16 protein-coding genes are annotated in these 20,429 nt (G+C 69.6%); 11 read left to right on the forward strand and 5 right to left on the reverse strand.

Annotation, left to right across the window (positions count from 1 at the left end; translation table 11 throughout):
* Positions 1-345: 345 nt before the first annotated feature.
* Positions 346-1,692: an alkaline phosphatase family protein gene (locus EAF64_RS12385; protein ID WP_129069311.1), complete on the forward strand. Its 1,347-nt coding sequence runs from the start codon at positions 346-348 to the stop codon at positions 1,690-1,692.
* Between the two features lie 32 nt (positions 1,693-1,724).
* On the opposite strand, the gene EAF64_RS12390 is transcribed toward EAF64_RS12385, so the two are convergent.
* From EAF64_RS12390 to EAF64_RS12410, 5 genes are all read right to left on the reverse strand, one after another.
* The gene (locus EAF64_RS12390) at positions 1,725-1,982 is read right to left on the reverse strand and encodes a hypothetical protein (protein ID WP_129069312.1); all 258 of its coding nucleotides are present in this window, start codon (positions 1,980-1,982) and stop codon (positions 1,725-1,727) included.
* Positions 1,983-2,007: 25 nt separating this feature from the next.
* A complete protein-coding gene (locus tag EAF64_RS12395) occupies positions 2,008-2,718 on the reverse strand; it encodes a hypothetical protein (protein WP_129069313.1) in 711 nt (236 codons plus the stop codon).
* A 61-nt stretch (positions 2,719-2,779) separates the two neighbouring features.
* Positions 2,780-3,193 (reverse strand): universal stress protein, encoded by a 414-nt coding sequence (locus EAF64_RS12400; protein ID WP_129069314.1) that lies wholly within the window; start codon positions 3,191-3,193, stop codon positions 2,780-2,782.
* 36 nt (positions 3,194-3,229) lie between these two features.
* Positions 3,230-4,477 (reverse strand): inorganic phosphate transporter, encoded by a 1,248-nt coding sequence (locus EAF64_RS12405; protein WP_129069315.1) that lies wholly within the window; start codon positions 4,475-4,477, stop codon positions 3,230-3,232.
* Positions 4,478-4,573: 96 nt separating this feature from the next.
* A complete protein-coding gene (locus EAF64_RS12410) occupies positions 4,574-6,034 on the reverse strand; it encodes a CARDB domain-containing protein (protein ID WP_129069316.1) in 1,461 nt (486 codons plus the stop codon).
* A 162-nt stretch (positions 6,035-6,196) separates the two neighbouring features.
* Between EAF64_RS12410 and EAF64_RS12415 the strand changes: the two genes are divergently transcribed.
* The 10 genes from EAF64_RS12415 to EAF64_RS12460 all read left to right on the forward strand — a co-directional run bounded on the left by EAF64_RS12415 (position 6,197) and on the right by EAF64_RS12460 (position 20,412).
* Positions 6,197-6,793, forward strand: coding sequence for a DUF7310 family coiled-coil domain-containing protein (locus tag EAF64_RS12415; RefSeq protein WP_129069317.1), 597 nt, complete (start codon positions 6,197-6,199; stop codon positions 6,791-6,793).
* Positions 6,793-7,287 carry a DUF7311 family protein gene (locus tag EAF64_RS12420; protein WP_129069318.1) on the forward strand — a complete coding sequence of 165 codons (495 nt, stop codon included), beginning with the start codon at positions 6,793-6,795 and terminating at the stop codon, positions 7,285-7,287. Before EAF64_RS12415 ends, EAF64_RS12420 begins: the two co-directional genes overlap by 1 nt.
* Positions 7,288-7,313: 26 nt before the next feature.
* A complete protein-coding gene (locus EAF64_RS12425; RefSeq protein ID WP_129069319.1) occupies positions 7,314-9,221 on the forward strand; it encodes an ATPase, T2SS/T4P/T4SS family in 1,908 nt (635 codons plus the stop codon).
* Positions 9,218-10,972, forward strand: coding sequence for a type II secretion system protein (locus EAF64_RS12430; protein ID WP_129069320.1), 1,755 nt, complete (start codon positions 9,218-9,220; stop codon positions 10,970-10,972). The genes EAF64_RS12425 and EAF64_RS12430 overlap by 4 nt, the downstream gene beginning before the upstream one ends.
* A gap of 34 nt (positions 10,973-11,006) precedes the next feature.
* Positions 11,007-11,477: a DUF7283 family protein gene (locus EAF64_RS12435; RefSeq protein WP_129069321.1), complete on the forward strand. Its 471-nt coding sequence runs from the start codon at positions 11,007-11,009 to the stop codon at positions 11,475-11,477.
* A complete protein-coding gene (locus tag EAF64_RS12440) occupies positions 11,455-11,844 on the forward strand; it encodes a DUF7285 family protein (RefSeq protein WP_129069322.1) in 390 nt (129 codons plus the stop codon). The genes EAF64_RS12435 and EAF64_RS12440 overlap by 23 nt, the downstream gene beginning before the upstream one ends.
* Positions 11,844-12,743: a DUF7284 family protein gene (locus EAF64_RS12445; protein WP_129069323.1), complete on the forward strand. Its 900-nt coding sequence runs from the start codon at positions 11,844-11,846 to the stop codon at positions 12,741-12,743. The genes EAF64_RS12440 and EAF64_RS12445 overlap by 1 nt, the downstream gene beginning before the upstream one ends.
* Positions 12,740-15,856: a DUF7286 family protein gene (locus EAF64_RS12450; RefSeq protein ID WP_129069324.1), complete on the forward strand. Its 3,117-nt coding sequence runs from the start codon at positions 12,740-12,742 to the stop codon at positions 15,854-15,856. The genes EAF64_RS12445 and EAF64_RS12450 overlap by 4 nt, the downstream gene beginning before the upstream one ends.
* 278 nt (positions 15,857-16,134) lie before the next feature.
* Entirely contained in the window at positions 16,135-19,119 is a 2,985-nt protein-coding gene (locus tag EAF64_RS12455; protein WP_193767667.1) for a carbohydrate-binding protein, read from the forward strand.
* A gap of 126 nt (positions 19,120-19,245) precedes the next feature.
* Positions 19,246-20,412 (forward strand): 3-dehydroquinate synthase II, encoded by a 1,167-nt coding sequence (locus EAF64_RS12460; RefSeq protein ID WP_129069326.1) that lies wholly within the window; start codon positions 19,246-19,248, stop codon positions 20,410-20,412.
* The last annotated feature ends 17 nt before the right edge of the window (positions 20,413-20,429 follow it).

Raw genomic sequence — 20,429 nt, forward strand, 5'->3', positions numbered from 1 at the left:
CCGTCCACCGGGACGGGCGTGGGTCCCCGGCGGACGGCCGGCTACGTGGTGCCGGGCGATACCTCTCAGTTATCCACCCCCCGCTCCCGGATGTATTATGATTATGGGTAATTATTAGAGGCAGGGAGGCCTACATGCGGACGTGATGGCGACCGAACGACAGTCCGTCGGTATGTTTCACGTGACGGTGGTCCCCGAGAACTTCGAGTCCGGCGAGGAGCCGTCGGTCGACGACGCCGAGCGAGACGCTCGGGAGTAAGGACAGGTTTTGCCGGTGTCCCGGACGGCCGCCGATATTCCACCGCGAAAAGAAGCTTCTTGTGCCCGCTCCCGGTAACGGGCGGTATGGGTCTGTTCGACCGGCTTCGTGGCGACGACGGTCCCCGTGTTGCCTTCTTCGGCATCGACGGCGTGCCGTACAGCATGCTCGCGGAGCATTTCGACGAGTTCGAGAACCTCGCGGCGCTGGCCGACGAGGGGAGTGCGGGGGCCATCGACAGCATCGTGCCTCCCGAATCGAGCGCCTGCTGGCCGTCACTGACGACCGGCGTCAACCCCGGCGAGACCGGCGTCTACGGCTTCCAGGACCGGGAGGTCGGCTCCTACGACACGTACGTCCCGATGGGACGGGACGTCCAGGCGACCCGAATCTGGGACCGCGTGCACGACGCCGACCGGCAGGCGACGGTGATGAACGTCCCCGTGACGTTCCCACCCCAGCGTGACGTCCAGCGGATGGTCTCGGGCTTTCTCTCGCCCGGCATCGACAAGGCGGCCTACCCGGACGACCTCCGGGACTACCTCGACGACATCGACTACCGCATCGACGTCAACGCCAAGCTCGGGCACGACGACGACAAGAGCGACTTCGTCGAGGACGCCCACGAGACCATCGACCGGAACCACGAGGCGTTCAAAAACTACGTCGAACAGGACGACTGGGACCTGTTTTTCGGCGTCTACATGACGACCGACCGGGTCAACCACTTCCTGTTCGAGGACTACGAGGAAGAGGGCGAGTACAAGGAGGAGTTTCTGGAGTTCTACCGGAAAGTCGACCGGTACCTCGGCGAGATGCGCGAACTCCTGCCCGACGACGTCACCATGGTCGTCGCCTCCGACCACGGCTTCACCACGCTGAACTACGAGGTCCACTGCAACGAGTGGCTCGCCCAGAACGGCTGGCTCAGCTACGAGGACGACGATCACGACGAACTCGGCGACATCGCCGAGGACACCGAGGCGTACTCGCTGATCCCGGGTCGCTTCTACATCAATCTCGAAGACCGCGAACCCCGCGGGAGCGTCCCCGAGGACGAGTACGAGGAGGTCCGGGACGAACTCAAGGCCGAACTCGAAGCGCTCGAAGGCCCCGACGGTAACAAGATCGCCGACCGCGTGGTCACCCGGGAAGACGCCTTCCGGGGCGACCACGACGACATCGCGCCCGACCTCGTGGTCGTCCCGAACCACGGCTTCGACCTGAAGTCCGGGTTCAAGGGCGACGACGACGTGTTCGGGAAGGGGCCGCGCAACGGCATGCACAGCTTCGACAACGCCTGTCTGTTCGTCGACGATCCCGACGCGCGCATCGAGGACGCCGACCTGCTCGACATCGCGCCGACGTTGATGGACCTGCTCGACCTCGAGTACGACCGAACGGCCTTCGACGGGTCGACGCTGCTGTCCTGAGCGGCCGACGCCGGCGCTTCTTTCGCCCGTCGTCAGTACTCGCTGGTTTCTAGTTCGTCCGCGAACGCTCGGAGGCTCTGCTCCAGTTCGTCGGCCGGCACGTCGGCGAGCGACGCGGCGATGACGCCGCCGATCACCGCGTCGAACCGATCGACCGACTGGATGTCGGGGTCCACGTCGAGCCCCCGGTCTCTCGGGATCGGCCCGCCGGTCCCGCCACCGTGGCCGTTGGGGAAGCCCACGTCTTCGGGCACCCGGAGCCGGTACTCGGTGAACTCGTCGTCGGACATACCCGTGGGTACCACGACGGCCGGGTTAAGTATAGGGCAGATACAGTTTCGCGATCAGTTGCGGCACACCGCTGACCCAGGTGACGACGAGCAGAGCGAGCGCCGTCACCGGACGGACCCACAGCGGGAGGGCACCGAGCACGGCGTCGAGGACACCGAGCGTCAGCGCCGCGAGCGCCGCGAGCAACAGCAGGATGACGAGCATCGTCGACAACGACTTCTTCGCGTTTACCCGCTCGTTGCGCTCGATCCACTTCCCGTACTCCCGGGTCAGCCACACGTAGAACTCTTCGCGGTGTTCGGCCGGCGACGCGTCGTCGGCAGCGACGACGAGCCGCCGAATCGTCTGGAAGTCACTCGCCGGTTCCGTCGGCGGTGTGGCCTCCTCGTCGAAGGCCGTGGCGACGAACGCGAGCGACTGGGGACCGATCCCGATGATCTGACTGTGAAACCTGAACCCGAACGTTCCGGCGGCGAACGAACCCAGCAGGAATCCGAGCCCGGCGAGTGTGTAGGGATTCACGAACGGTGACACCTCGAATCCGTCCAGTTCCCAGGCGAACGTGCCGGCGGTGAGCAACAGCCCCAGCAGGATCGTCGTCAGCTGTAACACCCGTTCGAGCGCCGCACGGTTGGTCTCGAACAGCTCGAACTGCCGGTCCATCGAACGGTGGGCCTCCGAGATCGACTGCCGGTAGAGTTCCAGGTACACCTCCCGGTCGTCGCTGTCGCCCATGGACGGCCCTACGGGACGCCGTGGCGTTTGGTTATGCTCGGCTTACCCCTCCTGGTGGGCGTCAGCGGACGACCGTCACCGGGACCGGCGCTCGCCGGAACACCGTCTCCGCGACGTTGCCCACCACCAGCCGGTCGGCCATCGACCCCCCGTGGCTCCCGAGGACGACGGCGTCGTACTCGTCCACGGTGTCGAGGATCGCCCGTCCCGGGTGCCCGGTCCGGATCGTCACGTCGACCTCGGCGTCGTGGTCGGCCGCGATCTCGCCGGCCCGGTCCGTGACCGCCTGGCCGTGTTCCTCGGCCGCCGCCTCCATGTCGTCGGCCAGTGCGATCGAGGCGGCTTCTCCCCACATGAACGACGGTTCCCCGACCACGGTCAGGACGGTGATCTCGGCGTCGTCGTACACCTCTAATGCATATTCGAGCGCCCGTTCGGCCATCTCGGAGTCGTCCATCGGGACGAGAACGCGCATACTCGCCCTACGACGGACGCCGACAAACGTGTTGGGTCACAGAACGAGCGCGAACAGGAGGTACGAGCCGACGACCGACAACACGGGCGAGAGGATCCACAGCGTGACGATCCTGGCCGTGGCTGCCGGGTCGAACAGGCTCTCTGCGGTCACTTCCTCCGGTTCCTCCGTGCCGATCCCGGGCACTTCGACCTCTTCGGGCGGTTTCGTCGGCGCTTCGGCCTCCCCGGTCGCGAGGTCCCCGACGGTCGGCCCCGCACCTTCCTCGGCGGTCGGCGACGCGGTCAGCGATCCGGTCGCCAGTTCTGTCTCCCCTTCGCCTGGTGGCGAGGGGGTTGCCAGTTCGGCCAGCGTGGCGGTCCGGCTGGCTCGCCCCCAGCCGAGGCCGATGATACAGCAGGTGGTACTCACCGCGAGGCTCGCCGGGATGCCCAGTTGCGAGAGGACCGTGATGATCGTCGCGCCGACGAGCGAGACGATTAACGCCGCGAGGATGGGCAGGTCGGTGATGTCGTCGCCGACGGTCGCCAGGGTGCGCCGGGCGATGGTGAAGCCACCGAGGCCGATAGCCCCGATGGCCAGCACGATGCCCTGTTCGATCGTGATCGACCCGTTGCCGACCAGCGGCGCGACGGCGTTGGCCGCGTTCGAGGCCCCCGCGCTGAAGCCCATGTAGCAGGCGATCAGCAGGACGAGCATCGAACCGACGAGGTCCCGCCGTGTCGCGTTCTCGTTGAGGCCGAGCCGCGGGACGGTCCCCGAGCGATCGAGGTGGATCATGGGGTCGCTCAGTCGGCCGAAGGAGAGCCGGGCGTCGAGATGGGGGTAGAGGTAGCGCCCGATGAAACCGCCGACGGCGAACCCGGTCAGCGGCGCGACGATCCACGCCGAGACGATGGTGAACATCAGCGCCTCGTTGAGCGTACCGGTTGCCAGCCCCAGGCCGGCGATGGCCCCGACGGCCGTCATCGAGGTCGATGCGGGGACGCCGTAGATGTTCGAGATGAGCAGGGCGAGGCCGGCGAAAAAGAGCACGCCGACGCTGGCGACCGCGGAGAACTGCGAAGCGGGGACGATCCCGTTGCTCATCGTGTCGATGACGTTGCGGCCGACGGTCCACGCGCCGACGAAGGCAAAGGCCGTGAACAGCGCGGCCGCCGTCGTCTTCCGGACGATGCGACTGCCTACCGCCGGGCCGAACGCGACCCCGGTCGACGAGCCGCCGATGTTGTATCCGACGAACGCGGCCACGAGCAGACCGACGACGACGAGTGTCGAGACCATGGTGAAATGCTTCCTCGGTGGCGATGGGTTCCAGCCCGCGGCCCTTCGGTTTGTCGGCAGGGGATTCGCGGCGGTCGGCCGGCGGCCCCCGACCGATCAGCGTTCGAGGTCCAGCGCGAAGTCGAGCGCCAGTTCGTTCTCGCCGGGACCGGCCGGGAGCCCGAGTTCGTAGTCGATCTCCCGGTTGACGTCGACGCCGAACGTCTCGCCACAGCCCGCGGCCCCGTCGGCCGCGAAGTCGTCGGTGACGACCTGCGTCTCGTTGTTGTCGTTCAGCCGCTGGCCGGCCATCACGTCCGCGGCGGCGACCGGCGAGTCGGCCTCGAAGCTCTTTTCCGTCGAGAGTCGCAGTTCCGTCGACGGAATGTGACAGGTCGCGTTCGTCAGCGGCGGACTCTCTTCGGAGTTGAGCCGCTGGTCCCACGGCACACCGATGTGGTCGACGTTGAAGACGGTGATGTTGAGCCGGATCGACGTCTCGCCCGTGATCTCCCCGGTCGAGAGGTCGAACGTCCCGGTCACGGGTTCGGTGGTCACGATCTCGGCGCTGTAGTACACGTCGCCGATGGGTCGCGTGTCGGCGATCGCACCGGTGATTCGCGGGAAATTCAGTTCCCCGGTCCAGGTGTCGGTCTCCTCGTCGACGGTCCCGTTCAGCCGGATACACGAATCCAGCGGCAGGTAGTCTGGGTTCTCCGCCCGGGCCGCAGCGGTCGGCTGGAAGTCCTCACACTCGGTGAACTCGATGGGGAACGAGCCGTTGTCGACGCCGGAGTGGAGATACGCCGTCTCGCCCTGCACGTACGCGTCGAACGACGAGGGGCGGAAGGGCAGGACCTGCTCGCTGTCGTTGCCACCGGTCTCGTTCCCCACGGAGTCGTCCCCACCGTCGGCCGTGTCGTTCTCGACGGTGAGACTCGCGGTGCTGGTCCCGTTGGCGGTGGCGACTGTCGCGGTGTACGTCCCGGCGTCGTCCGCGGCGGTGTCCCACGAGAGCGTGACGGTTCGACGCTCACCGGCCGCGACCACGACCTGTCGGCTGTCGCGGACCGCGTCGTCGACCGTGAGCGTCACGGTCTGCTGGCCGTCGCCCTCGCCCGTGTTCTCGACCGCGGCGATCACGTCGAGGGCCTCGCCGGCCGTAACCGGCGAGTTCGTCCCCGTGATCGTCGGCCGGAACGTGGCGATCGGGCGGCTCTCGCCGTCTGTCTCGTTGCCGTCGGTTTCGTTGCCGTCGCCGTCGTCGCTCTCGCCGCCGTCGCCGTCACTGCTGTCGTTGCCGCCGAATTCGAACTCAGGACCACCGTCGTCCTCGCCGCCGCCGAAGTCGAATCCGGGGCCTCCGTCGTCGCTGTCGTTCTCGTCGGCGTCCCCGCCGAACGCCGGCGACTCGTCGCCGGCGGCGAGGCCGAAGTCGGCCGAGGAGCCGTCGTCGAACTCGAAGGACGGTTCCGTCTCGTCGGCCTGTGCGACCGCCGGAGCGGTTCCGACGATCACGCCGGCGACAAGCAGTGTGAACAGTGCGAGCGTCGCGCCAGTCCGTGTGCTAGAGTGCATAGCTGGTCTGTGATCCTCGCGAGCGGCACGCGTCGTCACGACCGCCACCGTCGCCACGTCGGGCAGTTTGTTGCTGCCGATACAGGACGTAATCAATTACGACACACGTATTGAATGTTGGGACCCGAGTGTTGAAATACCGGTACGGAACCAGCCACGATCATGGACGGAGACGACGTGGAAGCACGTCTCGAAGCGGTCGAACGGGCACTCGCCGACGGGGACGCCGACCTGACGGGAATCGGCGAGGCCGCCGAGCGGGAGCGCAAACTGGAGGAACTGCGGGCGCGGGTCGACGACCTCGAATCGCAGGTCACGGATCTGTCCGCCAGCGTCCAGGCGGTGCGCGGGTACGTCGGCAACGTGCGGACCGTCAACCGGGACGTGGAGCGCCGGGCCGACGCCGCCCTCGCCAGGGTCGAAGAACTGGATCGCCACGGAACCGACCGTGGCCGACGGGACTCTATCCCGGACGCCGACGTGTCGCGCCAGCCCGGGCGACACCGACCGCGATCCGACGGGAGAGACGGCGATCCACCGGAATCGCCCGGCGACATCGCGCGACGGATCACCGGTCGGGAGGAAGGCCAGCACGAGCGACGACCACCACGTGACGGGCGCGACCGTGGCGGCGTGCGACGCCAGCGAGAGGGGGCGGGAAGACGCGCCCGGTCGCGGGACGAGAGCGGGGCCCCCACTGGATCGGACGGCCGTGACGACGAGGACGGATTCCTCTCGGGCCTGCGCGACGCCTTCTGATGCTCCGGGTGCTCGTGGCGGTCGTGCTCGCGTCGGCACTGCTCGCGGCCGGTCTGCCGGGGATCGAACTGGCGGCCCGGGAACGAAGCGAGGCGACGCTCACGGCCGAGGCGGACCGACTCCGGACGGCCATCGCGGACCTCCGACACCGCGAAAGCGCCGTGGGAGCGGCGGTCGGCGCACGCCGGGTCGTCACGGTCGAGATACCGGCGCGCGCCCGGACGGCCGCCGGTGGTGCGACGCTCGCGCTCGGCGGTGTCCCGTGGGAGTCGCGGTCGGACGGTCGATCCGCCGTCGACCTCGCCTGGCGAATCGACGGCGGGCCGATCACCACACGTCGGCTCCCCGGCCTCCGGGTAGTCCACTACCGAGACGGGCGTATCCGCGACGAACCACTGGTGCTGGAGGCACCAGGCGAGCACCGGCTCGCCCTGACGCGTATCGAGCGTGGCGGCAGGCGACTGCTCGCGGTCCGGCGGCTCCCGGAGCTTTAAGTCCGGAAACGGGACGAGCGACGCCCATGGGAGTACTCAGTCGCGTCCGAGGCAGTGGCGACGAGTCGGGCTGTCGCTGTACGCCGTCGTTCGACGGCGACCGACTGGTGATCGACGCCGAAGAGTGTCCGGGCGGGGGGCGACTCGCGACCGAACCGACCTGTCGGGCCGCGGTCGTCGACGCGCTCCGCGAGCGGGACGCCGAGGCGGTCTGGACGCGTACCGCCGGAGTCGAGCGGGCATACGAGGGGGTGGCGGCAGCCGCGCTCGTGGCCGCCGGCCGGTTCGCCGACGCAGCCGCGTTCCACGACGAGGCCGTCGCCGACCGGGCACTGTACGACCCTCTCGGGGCCGCACGGGCCGCCACGGGGCGGGCGGGACCGGTCGCGACGCTGGCGGCGGAGACTGGACTGGCCGAGGTGGCCGCGGGGGCCGACGGGTACGACGACTTGCTCGCGCCCGCGGTAGGGCCGACCATCAGCCGGTCGCGCGTGCGACTCCAGCCGCCCGCGACGGCCAGGTTCGCGTCGCGCCGGGAACTGGAGACGGGGGCAGTCGTGCGGATCTACGAACGACCGGATCGCGAGCGCCGGACCTACCACCTCGAACCGGTCGAACACGGGTTCGGTCCGGGGGCGACCGAACGGCTGGTCGCGGCCTACGATCGCCTGGCAAGCGGTGCGGTGACCGGCGGCGAGCGCGCGCCCGGCCGGGCGGTTCGGCGCGTGGTCGACGACGAGTCCGCGATGGACGCGACGGTGCGGGACCTGGAACGCGTCCTCGAGAAGCACACGCGGGGCCACGGCGTCGTCGCGGATCTTTTCGCCGACGAGCGGGTCACGGACGTGTTCGTGACGGCGCCCGCAGCGACGAATCGGATCCGCGTCCGCGTCGACGGCGAGACGCTGACGACGAACGTCAGGCTCACCGAGGGCGGCATCGAGGCGCTGGCCTCGCGGTTCCGTCGGGAGAGCGGGCGTGCCTTCTCGCGAGCCAGTCCGGCGCTGGACGCGACCGCGACGGTCGCCGGCCGGCGCGTCCGGGTCGCAGGCGTCACCGAACCGGTCAGCGACGGCGTCGCGTTCGCCTTCCGCGCGCACGAGCGGGAAGCGTGGACGCTGCCGGCGCTGGTCGCCAACGGGACGCTCACCGCGGCAGCGGCGGCGCTTCTCTCGCTGTCCGTCGAACGCGACGCCGCGGCGTTGCTCGCCGGGACCCGCGGCGCCGGCAAGACCAGTATGCTCGGCGCTCTGCTGTGGGAGTTGCCGGCAGAGACCAGAACCGTCGTCATCGAGGACACGCCCGAATTACCGGTCGCACAGTTACAGGACGCCGGCCGGGACGTGCAGTCGCTTCGGACGGGGGAGGACGGCGGCGGGGAACTGGCCCCCGCCGAGGCGCTCCGCACGGCACTCAGACTCGGCGAGGGCGCGCTGGTTCTCGGTGAAGTCCGCGGCGAAGAGGCGGGCGTCCTCTACGAGGCGATGCGGGTCGGCGCGAGCGGGAGTGCGGTGCTGGGGACCATCCACGGCGACGGCGGCGAAGCCGTCCGCGAGCGAGTCGTCACCGACCTGGGCGTTCCCGAGTCTTCCTTCGGGGCGACCGACCTGCTGGTGACGCTAGAGCCCTACGAGTCGCCGGCCGGTCGCGCTCGCCGGGTCAACCGAATCGAGGAAGTCGTCACCGTCGACGGCGTGGGCTTCGAGTCCCTGTTCGAGTTGCGAGACGGCGAGTTGACGCCGACCGGGCGGATCGAGCGCGGGAACAGCCGACTGGTCGACGCCCTCGCAGGCTCGACGGAGTGCTACGCGGCCGTCAGGAAGCACCTGCAGGACCGGGCGGACTGGCTGGCCGACCTCGCCGACGGCGGCCGAATCGACGCCGAGACGGTCCGTCGGGCCCACGCCCGGCGACGAGCGGGGCAGACGACATGAAGACGGACATCGAGTGGGTCGTCCGACTGCTCGCGCAGTGCTATCCGTGGCCGGCCGAGGGGAGCGCGGACCTCGACCGATCACTCGGATTTCTCGGCTCTGATCTGTGCCCCGAAACCGTCGTCCGGGCGGGCTACGGGGCGGGGCTACTGTGTGTGCCCGCGGTCGTACTCGCGGGCGCCGTCGCACCTGCAGGGACAGTAGCGCTCGCCCTGGGCAGTGGTGCGGCAGGTGCACTGGCCGTCGTCCACGCGGTCCACACCGCACCCCACGCGCTCGCGACGGCCCGGCGGACCCGGGCGCTCGGGGAAGCGCCGGCGCTCGTGAGCCGGGCCGTCCTCCGGATGCGGGTGACGCCGGCGACGGAGACGGCGGCAGCCTTCGCGGCCGAGACGGGACAGGGGCCCCTCGCCGACAGCCTCGGCGAGCACGTACGCCGCGCCGCCGGGTCTGCCGGGTCGGGCTTCCCCTCGTTCACGGCGGAGTGGGACGAGTGGTTCCCGGCCCTGCGGCGCGCGCTCTTGCTCGTGGAGTCGGCCGGCACGGCCCCCGACGGCGAGCGCGAACGCGCCCTCGACCGCGGGATGGCGGCGGTTCTCGACGGCACCCGGGACCGGATGGCGGAGTTCGCCTCCGGCCTGCAGGGGCCGGCGACGGGACTGTACGCCTTCGGCGTCTTGCTCCCGCTCGCGATGGTGGCGATGTTGCCAGCGGTCCGAACGGCGGGGGCGTCCGTCCCACTCGCGGCCGTCGTCGTGCTGTACGACTTCACCTTGCCGGCCGTCCTCCTGGCAGCGAGCGCGTGGCTCCTGATCCGCCGGCCAGTCACGTTCCCACCCCCGTCGGTCGGGCGAGAGCATCCTGACGTGCCGAGTCGACGGTGGCCGGCGCTGGCCACCGGACTCGCGGCCGGCGCGACCGGGTGGGTCCTGGCCAGGGGACTCGTCGCGCCGTGGACGGGGCCGCTGGCAGCCGCCGGCGGTGCCTGTGGTGCGGCGCTCGTGGTCTCCTACCGGCCGATCACGACCGTCCGCGAGCGCGTTCGGGCCGTCGAAGACGGGCTCGCCGACGCCCTCTACCAGATCGGGCGGCGCGTCGAAGAGGGCGAAGCAGTCGAGCGCGCCGTCGCAGCGGCCGGGGAGGAGGTAGCCGACCCGACCGGTGCAGTCCTGCGTGAGGCGGCCCAGCGACAGCGCCGGCTCAAGATCGGCGTCCGGGAGGCGTTCCTCGGCGAACACGGCGCGCTGGCCGACGTACCGAGCCCGCGGGCGCGAAGTACCGCCACGCTCCTGGCGCTGGCCGCCAGCGAAGGCCGGCCCGCCGGGGGTGCAATCGTCGCGATGGCCGACAACGTCGAGGAACTCGCGGGGGTCGAACGCGACGCACGCCACGAGATCGGGACGGTGACCGGGACGCTGGCCAACACCGCCGCGCTGTTCGGTCCGCTCGTGGCGGGCGCGACCGTCGCGCTAGCCGCCGGGATGGACGTTGGCGGGACGTTCGCGGTGGGGGCCGCGGGAGCCTCCGGAACGGCGGCCACGGCGGGCACGGCGTCCGGGCCTTCGACGGCCGGTCTCGGACTGGCCGTGGGCGCGTACGTCCTCGTCCTCGCGGTGATCCTGACGACGCTCTCGACGGGGTTGGCCCACGGTCTCGACCGCGCGCTAGTGGGCTACCGGGTCGGGTGGGCACTGCTGGTCGCGACCGCGACCTACATGGCCGCGATCCACGCCGTCGGCCTGTTCGTCTGAACACTTAAGTACCGAAACGGGACCACCCCCGTGCATGTTCGACGCACCGATCGATACCTGGTATCTATGGCTCGGCGTCGCGACGGCGAGCGCCCTCGCGTTCGGGGTCGCGGTTGCACTCCCGGCCACCGTCCCGCCGGACGCCCAGCGGGCGGCGGCGACGGTCGACGCCGTGGCGACGAGTCCGCACGACGCGACGGGCGAACACAGCGTGGACGCCACGGCGGTCGAGATCGGCAGTCGGCGCATCGCTCTCCGAAACGACGGCGGCACCACACACGCGGCGTTCGCTTACGGTCCCGTCACACCGGTCCGGAACGGGACGGCGCTCGCGGCGGTCCTCCGTGGCGAACCGCCAGCGACGGTGTTTTCGAACGCGACGACGTTCCGGGCGGCCGCCACAGAGGCGCGCAATCGGGCCCGGGCGTGGCGAGAGACGGAGGGTCGACTCGTCGTCCGACGCGTCACCTGGGAGGGAGTCGATGTCACGCTCGTCGGGGCGTAGGGGACAGGTCGAGCCGCTCGCGGCCATCGTCGCGGTGTTCGCGCTCGGCGTCGGACTGACCGTCTACGCGGGCGCGGTCGACGACGCGCTCCCGGGGACCGAACCACGGAACGTCGCACAGCCCACCCTGTCGGCGGTCGAGGACACCGTCGAAACCGCGGGTGTGGTCCGGCCGGGTCGACTCGATGGCACGAAATCGGCGGCACCGGCGGGACGGCGGCTGAACGTGACGCTCACCGCAGGCGACCGGCGGTGGAGCCGTGGCACGTCACCGCCGGACTCGGCGCAACTGGCCAGTACGCGAGTGAGCGTCGGCCTGGAATCGGGGCGGGTCCAGCCGGGGCGGCTCACGGTGAGGGTGTGGTGATGCGGGCGATCAGCACGGTACTCGACGCCGCACTCTTCCTCCTGCTCGTCGGGGCCGCGGTCGGCGTCCTCACGCTCGGGGCGAGTCCGCCGCCGACGGCGGAGGGCGACGCGGCCGACGGGGTGGCCGACACGGTCACGACGAGTACGGCGACGATCCGCTACACGCTCGCGCCGGGCGCAGGGCACGCCTCGTCGCAAGTGGTCGAGTTCCCGGTGACGAGCGGGCCGACCTTCCAGCGGACCGCCCACGGAACGCTCGCGAACCACCTTTCGACGGCCGCGCTGGGTAGTCTGTCCGTTCGGGGCGAGCGCGTCAGCCACACGCGGGCGGATTACCAGCACGCAGTGGCGAACGCGACGCGAAACCTGACACGGGGACGGAGACACCTCGCGCAGCTCCAGGCACGCTGGGCTCCGTATCCCGGCGCACCGATCCGGGGTGCGTTCACTGTCGGTCCCACGCCACCGCCGGACGAGACCGTCCACGCCGAGACCGTCGTCGTGGCGAGCGGGCTCCCGTCGGCCAGGGGAGCCGCGCGGCGCGTGACGGCACAGCAGGGGGCGAACGCCACCTTCGAGCGACTGGGGACGGTCGTGGCCCGGCGGGTCGTTCGGGGGCTGTTCCCACGGGATCGCACCCGGAGCGCACTGCTCGGCGACTACCCGGTCGAAGAACTCGTGACCTACCGGTACGAACGACTCGGGCACTTGCTCGGCGCGAGCGTAACGGGCCCTACGGTCGCCGATAACGCCTCGAAGGCCAACGAGCGGCTCGCGACGGCGCTCGCCGACCGACTGGCCGCGGACATGCGCACCCGCTTTCGCTCGCCCCGGGACGCCGCCGACGCGGTGTCGGTCGGGCAGGTCCGGATCACCGTCCGGACGTGGTCGCCGTGACCCGGAATACCCGGTTCCGGGAGGACGACCGCGGGTGGCTCCCCGTCGCGCTGGTCGGTGTCGTCCTCTTCGTCGGGAGCGTGGCGCTGTTCGTAGGGCTCCAGCCGGATCGGCCGGCCGCGGACCCGACGACGGACGTGGCCGTCGAGCGCGTAGTCGGCGAGACGGGGACCGCGGTCCGGACGGCGGTCGTCGCGGCCGGCGACGCCGCGGCGCGGGACCCGGTGCTCGACCGTGCGAACACGTCGACCGGGCGGATACTCTCCGACGAGGCACCGTTCCGGGACGCCCTGCGCCTCCGGATCTACCTGCGAGCGCGGGAGCGACTGGACGACCTGACCGTCACCCGCGGCGACGTGACGGCGACGGCGTCGCTCCCGGCGACACCGAACGTCAGCAGTCTGTCGTCGGCGATGGCACGCGTACACGTCGAGGCGGCCGACGACAACCGGACGCGGCTCAGGGTGCGCGTCGAGAACGTCACCGTGACCGCCCGACGGGGGAACAGGACGGTGGTTCGGAAGACGGTGAGCCCGAGGGTCGTCGTTCGGACGCCGGTGCTGGCCGTACACGATCGCGTCGGTCGCTTCGACCGCCGGCTGAACGCCGGGATCGGACGGCCGGGTCTGACCACCCGGTTGACCGCACGACTGTACGGCGTCGTCTGGGCGCGTGGCTACGCCCAGTACGGTTCCGGCGGAGCCGCTGTCGAGAACGTGCTCGCGAACCGCCACGTGGAGATCACGACCAACGGCGCGATCCTGCGGGAACAGCGCCACCTGTTCGGTCGGAGCGACGCGGCCGGCCGGCGGGCGCTGGATCGAGCGATGGTCGGCGTCACCACGACCGACCTGTTACGCGGTGCGGGAATCCCCAGTGGCTACGTCCGCACGCTGTTCCGGGGCGGCCGACCGGGACCGAACGTCCCAGTCGAGATCCCGTCGCTAGATACGACTACTGGGGCACCGGACCCCGGGGACCGGATGACCGTCGGCGTCAACGGCACCGCCGACCGGGGACTGGCCAGGGCCGCCGCGCCGGTGAGCCTCCAGTCGCTCGTTCGGTCGATCTACAGCGCCGAGGTCGAGACGATCAGCGACGTCGATCGGACCAGCGGGTCACTGCCGAGTTGCTGGGCCCGCCAGCCCGAGGGCTGGTGGCGACTCGACTACGTGAACGTCGACGGGAGCGAGCCGGTCGTGAGAGGGACGACGGAGGTCGCCCCGCAGATTCCGGACGGCTGGCACGCGTTCGACTCGTACGGTCGGCGGGTGAGACAGGAGCGAACGAAGTACTGTAACTGGGTGAACGGCAACGAGACGGCCGTCACGCAGGCAAGTGACACGTTCCGCTTCGACGTCGGCGTCGCGCTGGTCGGTCGGCACGCGAGGACGGAGTACGCACCTGCCAACGGGATCGAACGCGTTCACGAAGCAGGGAAAGGGCCACTCGACGGGCCGAACCTGGCGAACGTCAGTCGGCGGGCCCGGCTCCGACTCGTCGAGGGGCGTGGCGGTCCGGACGCACTCGCGAAGACGGCGGTCAGGGAGGGGGACAACGTCACGGGCGTCCGGACGATCCACGGACAGGTTCCCGAGGGGATTCGGCGGTGGCTACGGGCCGACCTGATGGCCTTCCGCGACCGCGTCGCCGACGTCTCCGTGACCGTCGAGCGTGGCCGTGCCGGCGCGTTCGAGGCGAACCCGGCCGCCGAGCTACACCGGGAGCTCGCCGGACTGGTGGACCCGCCGAGCGAGTACGGGAGCGTCGCCGAGAAGGCGCGCTTTGCCGCCCGGGGCGTGTACGTCGAACGGACGCGGAAACTCCTCGAGAAACGGGCCGAAAGGCAAACACGGCGCAAGCGGAGCCTGGATGACGCGGTCGGGAGCGCCGGCGCCGGCTCGACGGAACTGCTCGGGACGGCGCTGGAGAACCGGACCGGTATCGAGACGGAGGCGGTCGAAGCGGGCATCGACGGCGTCGACGTCACCGCCGTCGAGGGCTCACCGGCGTACCTGACCGTCGCCGAAGTCGGCCCGAAATACGCCGATTCGTTGCCCGAAGACGCGCGCATCAGTCCGCTGGCGGCGAGAAACATCAATCTGTTCGCGTCGCCACACGGCGATATCGCGGACACCCTGCTCCGGAGCGTCGACCTCGGATCGACGGTCGGCCTCCGGACGGCCGCGCGAACGCTCCGTGCGACGCGAACCGCGAACGAACTGACGACGGAAAACGAGACGCTGGACGACGCGCTCGACCGGAGATCGGCGTCCCTCGACGGAGTGGTCCGACGGAAAGTCGGGGACACCAGGAAACTACTGAGAGAGCAGCTAGCCGGCATGGGGGTCGGCGACGGCGAGGCCGACCGCCGCCGCATCGTCGGTGACGCGCTCGCACGGTGGGACGGGCCGGGTGCGAAAGCCCTGGCGCTGACGAACGGATCGGCCGCGGGGGCTATCGCCGACCGGGCGGTCGAGCACAACGAGACCGGGCGCGACAGCCTGCGCGCGACCCTCCAGTTGCTGTTACACGCGACCGCGACCGGAACGGACACCCGTGTTTCGCGGGCGAAGATCAGCACGACTGGCGAGTTGCTCCGGCAGAAGGTCAAGATGGAGCTGGCCGCCGGGGTCGAGAACGCGACTCGGGAGGGTGCGAGCCGCCTCGCCGACAGACTCGACGCGCGGCTTACCCGGTCGGTGAACAGGGTTCCCGCGGGTCTCCCCATCGTCCCGGCCGGCCCGGCGTGGTGGGTGACGGTGAACGCCTGGATCGTCGAGGTTCGGGGCGGCTACGACCGGTTCGCGGTCCAGGCGGGAACCGGCGCGGCCGCCGAACCCGGTGGCTCGCTCACCTACGTCCGGGACGGCGGCGTCGCGGACGTCGACTACGACGGCGACGGCGAGGCCGAACGACTCGGGCACGCCGACCGGATATCATTCGCATCACAGACCAGCGTCGTCATCGCAGTCCCGCCGGGGCCACAGGGCGTCGGGGACAAGGACGGAAACGTGGACGAGCGATCCGCGAGCTGGACCGACTGGCGGGCCGTCGAACCGGCTCGAAGCAACGGCCGAGCGGTACCAGACACCTGGCCCGACCGCGGGTGATCCGGGACGCTGGCCACCCGCCAACCGTGCCACGGAAGCACCGCGATCTTACTTGAAAGGCTGCATATTTGAGGTCCGTTATTGATTAACTTTATACTTAGATCGAAACTAATTTTATGCCGATATCGGAGAACCAAGACGTGCAGTCGACAGAGATCTTTCGGTTGGCGGTTGGGGACGCCGACAACGGGAGGGGAAAGGCGCGTGCAGCCGTTCTTTCCGCACTCGTCGCGGTGTCTCTGCTGGCATCGATACCGGGCCTCACAGCAGCCGCTGCTGTGACGACCGGGCAACAGGCAGTGGCCGACTCGGTCGCGAGCGCCGACGGACAGGCGCCGTACGGGGGCGACCCCGTCGAACTGCCGGGTCGAGTCCAGGCGGAGAACTACGACACCGGGGGCGACGGTGTCGCCTTCAACGAAGAAGGCTGGTTCGACCTCGGTGACGACTACCGGGACGATCGGGTCGACGTCGAAGCGAGCGACGGTGGCGGCTACAACGTCGGCTGGATCGAGAGCGGCGAGTGGCTCGAATACACCGTCTCGGTCCAGCAGGCCGGAACCTACAACCTGAGCGCGCGGGTCGCCTCCGACGACTTCTGGGGTGGCGGCGGCGCCTTCTCGGTGAAAGTCGACGGCCAGGACGTGACCGATACCGTCGAGTTCGGCGCAACCGGCGGCTGGCAGTCCTGGGAGAACGTCTCCGCCGGGCAGGTCGAACTGACCGAGGGCGAACACGTCGTCCGCGTCACGGCCGAGGCGGACAAGTGGAACTTCGACTACCTCGACTTCGAGTTCGCGGACGACGAGGAGGAGAACGTCTCCGCGGACCTGCGGACAATCGGCTTCGACGAGACGAAAGCCGGCGAGGTCGGCACGGACGACCCCGATGCCGACCGCTTCGGCGTTCTGTACGAACCGGTCGCGTTCGACGTTGACACCGGCGAGGCGGCCCGGATCACGATGTCGCCCGCGACCGAGGACGTCGACGTCGCGCTGAATCTGGTCGCACCGAACGGGACCGTCGTCGCGACGGCCGACGGGAGCGGTTCCACGGCCGAACTGGCCACCCGGTTCAGTCGCTCGGGCGAGTACACCATCGCCGCCGGCAGCGCGGAGAACGTGTCGTTCAACTACACGCTGACGACCGAGCGGATCGAGCCGGTCGGCGACCTGGAGTCCATCGGCGTCGGTGAGACGAAGACGGGCGCGGTCGACACACTCGACCCGACCGCCGACGCGTACGGCGGTCACTACGAGGCCGTCGCACTCTCGCTCCAGGCGGGTCAGACGGTCGAGCTCGACGCCACGCCCGACGCGACCGACGACGACGCGAACGTGCGACTGGTCGCGCCGGACGGATCGGTCGTTGCCAGCGACACCAGTGCCGATCGAACCGCCGCGCTCGGCCCGTACACGGCCGACACGGCCGGCGAGTACGAGGTCGTGGTTTCCAGCGGCGACGGCCAGGCGTTCACTTACTCGCTGTCGGTCTCGGCGGTCCAGGTCGACGACCCCGCCAGCGACCTCCGGGCCATCGACGTGAACGACCGGCGCACAAGCCAGGTCGACGCCGACGATCCGTCGGCGGCAAAGTACGGCGGCAGTTACGAACCGATCGCGATCAACCAGTCCATCGGGTACAAAGATCGGGTGTGGATCAACCTCACGGCGGCCGACGGCAGTACGGCCGGGAACGTTACTCTCGTCGGCCCGGACGGGACGGTCGCCGCGACGAGCACCCAGGACGGTGCCTCGTCGACGATCTACACCCAGCTCACGAACGATGGCAACTACACGATCATCGCGGCCAGTGAGGACGGCACGCCGCTGAACTACACACTCTCGGTCGGTCGCGCACCCTGGAACCTCGTCGGCCCCGACGAGAAAGTGACCGGCGAGGTCGCCAAGTTCGATCCGGTCGCGGATCGGTTCGATGGTCGCTACGACCGGCTCGACATCGCGATCAGTCGCTCCCGGGAGCCGTACGGCCGGGTCACACTCGAAGCCGACGACCCGACTGCGACGGCCCGGGCGTACATCGTCCGCAACGACGGGACCGTCGTCGCGGAGTCCGACGCCAGCGGTCCCGAGGCGATCGCCGCACACCAGCTCGACAGCTCGTACAGCTACGACATGGTCCTCGCCAGCGGTGGCGACGACAGCTTCGAGTACGAGATGTCGTACTTCGTCGACGCGGACGGGCGGGTCGACGACACCGCCGACCTGCGCTCGATCGGCACCGGCGAGCGCGAGGCCGGTGAGATCGGTGACGACGACGCCATCGACCTCGACTTCGGCGGCTACTACGAACCGGTGAATCTCTCGGCGACGGCCGGCGAGACGCGACAGGTGACGATGACGGCCGACGACGACGGTGCCGCCGCGCACCTGTACCTGGTCGATCCCGACGGGGCAGTCGTCGCGGAGTCGACCGGCGACGGCTCGACGGCCGAACTCACCCACCGGTTCGCCCAGTCCGGCGAGTACACCATCGCCGCGGCGAACGCGGGCGGAACGACGCTCGGCTACAACCTCTCGGTGAACGGTACCGACACGACGGACCTCCGTTCGGTCACCTTCGGCGAGAAGCTGTTCGGCGAGATCGACGAGGCCGATCCGTCCGCCGCGACGTACAACGGCTCCTACGAACCCGTCACCGTCTCGGCGGAAGCCGGCCAAGAAGTGGCGATCGAAGCCGTCATGAACTCGGAACCGAGCGACCCTGCCTCGATCGACCTGTACCTGGTCGACCCGAGCGGGACGGTCGTCGCCACGGCCGGCGAGTACGACGAGGCCCTGATCGGCCCGACCACGCTCCAGCAGACGGGCGAGTACACCATCGTCGTCGGCGGCACCGCCCCGGACGGGTTCGACGATCTGTTCCGGTACAACCTGACGGTCAACCGGCCACAGGACCTGCCGGACCTGCGCTCGATCACTGTCGGTGAGACGAAGTTCGGCGCCACCGACCGGTTCGACCCGACTGCCAGCGAGTACAACGGGACGTACGAACCAGTGACGTTCGATGGGACGGCCGGCAACGCCGTCGACATCGAACTGCGCTCCGACGAGCCCAACACGCGGACGGAGCTGTATCTGGTCGACCCGAACGGGACGGTCGTCGCCAAGGCGCGAGCGTTCACCGTCGACCAGACGATTCCGGCCCACGTGCTGAACCAGACCGGCGAGTACACGATCGTCGTCGGTGCGGACGCCTACGAGGGTCGGTTCGACTACTCGCTATCGTTGACGCGACCCTGAACGGGCCGCAGAGGGCCGCGAACTTTCTTCTTTGATCGGGAATTCCGGCGGCACCGACGCGACCGGCCGACGGTGAATGTCCCCGACTTCGCCATGTTCAAGCCGGCCGACTGCGAGGCGTGACACATGACACGCTCCGTCTGGCTGAAAGCCGACGACGAAGTCGGCGAGTGGGAGACACGCAAACGGCGCATCACGGCCGGCCTGGAGGCCGGCGTGGACTGGGTACTGGTCGACGAACACGACGTCGAGCGGGTCCGCGAACTGGGTGAAGTGAACGTCGCCGCTTTCTCGAACGGCGACGTGCACGTCATGGAAGCCGAGCAAGACGAGACCAACGCCGAGGCCGTCGTCGTCGGCAAGGACGGCGAAGGCGACGGCACCGTCGACCTGCCGACGGACTTCTCGGGTTCTGCCGACCTCTCTTCGCTACGCTCGAACGGCGACAGCCCGCAGGGCGGCTACGTCCGCATCCTGAACGAGGACTACGAGGCCTTCGCCCAGGCGGTCGCCACCGAGGCCGAGTACACCCTCGTCATCGGCGACGACTGGCAGATCATTCCCCTGGAGAACCTCATCGCTCGCATCGGCGAGGAGACGGACCTGATCGCCGGCGTCCAGACCGCCGAGGAGGCCCGCACCGCCTTCGAGACGCTGGAACTGGGCTCGGACGGCGTCCTGCTCGACGCCGACGACCCCGACGAGATCCGGAAGACGGTCGAGGTCCGCGACGAGAGCCAGCGCGAGTCCGTCGACCTCCAGTTCGCCGAGGTCACGGCCATCGAACAGACTGGCTCCGCGGATCGAGTCTGTGTCGACACGGGCAATCTGATGGAACACGACGAGGGGATGCTCGTCGGTTCGATGTCCCGCGGTCTCTTCTTCGTCCACGCCGAGACGGCCGAATCGCCCTACGTCGCCTCTCGCCCCTTCCGGGTCAACGCCGGCGCGGTCCACGCCTACGTCCGTACGCCCGACGGCGGGACGAAGTACCTCTCGGAACTCCGCAGCGGCGACGAGGTGCAGGTCGTCGATACGAACGGGAACACCCGCGAGGCCATCGTCGGCCGCGTAAAAATCGAGAAACGACCCATGTTCCGGGTGCAGGCCGAAACCGCTGAAGGCGACCGCATCGAGACCCTGCTCCAGAACGCCGAGACGATCAAAGTGGCCACGAGCGAGGGCCGGAAAGCGATCACGGACCTCGAAGCCGGCGACGAACTGAAGGTGTTCTACGAGGACACCGCCCGCCACTTCGGCGAGGCCGTCGACGAGAGCATCATCGAAAAGTAACCGGACCGTTTTTGCCT

The sequence above is a fragment of the Halorientalis pallida genome, from assembly GCF_004118325.1.
Classification (GTDB): domain Archaea; phylum Halobacteriota; class Halobacteria; order Halobacteriales; family Haloarculaceae; genus Halorientalis; species Halorientalis pallida.

Bases quoted from the DNA above. Each gene is read 5' to 3' on its own strand.
- EAF64_RS12425 (WP_129069319.1), top strand. From the start codon at position 7,314: ATGGGAGTACTCAGTCGCGTCCGAGGCAGTGGCGACGAGTCGGGCTGT.
- EAF64_RS12405 (WP_129069315.1), bottom strand. From the start codon at position 4,477: ATGGTCTCGACACTCGTCGTCGTCGGTCTGCTCGTGGCCGCGTTCGTC.
- EAF64_RS12435 (WP_129069321.1), top strand. From the start codon at position 11,007: ATGTTCGACGCACCGATCGATACCTGGTATCTATGGCTCGGCGTCGCG.
- EAF64_RS12445 (WP_129069323.1), top strand. From the start codon at position 11,844: ATGCGGGCGATCAGCACGGTACTCGACGCCGCACTCTTCCTCCTGCTC.
- EAF64_RS12390 (WP_129069312.1), bottom strand. From the start codon at position 1,982: ATGTCCGACGACGAGTTCACCGAGTACCGGCTCCGGGTGCCCGAAGAC.
- EAF64_RS12415 (WP_129069317.1), top strand. From the start codon at position 6,197: ATGGACGGAGACGACGTGGAAGCACGTCTCGAAGCGGTCGAACGGGCA.
- EAF64_RS12430 (WP_129069320.1), top strand. From the start codon at position 9,218: ATGAAGACGGACATCGAGTGGGTCGTCCGACTGCTCGCGCAGTGCTAT.
- EAF64_RS12400 (WP_129069314.1), bottom strand. From the start codon at position 3,193: ATGCGCGTTCTCGTCCCGATGGACGACTCCGAGATGGCCGAACGGGCG.
- EAF64_RS12440 (WP_129069322.1), top strand. From the start codon at position 11,455: ATGTCACGCTCGTCGGGGCGTAGGGGACAGGTCGAGCCGCTCGCGGCC.
- EAF64_RS12460 (WP_129069326.1), top strand. From the start codon at position 19,246: ATGACACGCTCCGTCTGGCTGAAAGCCGACGACGAAGTCGGCGAGTGG.
- EAF64_RS12410 (WP_129069316.1), bottom strand. From the start codon at position 6,034: ATGCACTCTAGCACACGGACTGGCGCGACGCTCGCACTGTTCACACTG.
- EAF64_RS12395 (WP_129069313.1), bottom strand. From the start codon at position 2,718: ATGGGCGACAGCGACGACCGGGAGGTGTACCTGGAACTCTACCGGCAG.
- EAF64_RS12420 (WP_129069318.1), top strand. From the start codon at position 6,793: ATGCTCCGGGTGCTCGTGGCGGTCGTGCTCGCGTCGGCACTGCTCGCG.
- EAF64_RS12385 (WP_129069311.1), top strand. From the start codon at position 346: ATGGGTCTGTTCGACCGGCTTCGTGGCGACGACGGTCCCCGTGTTGCC.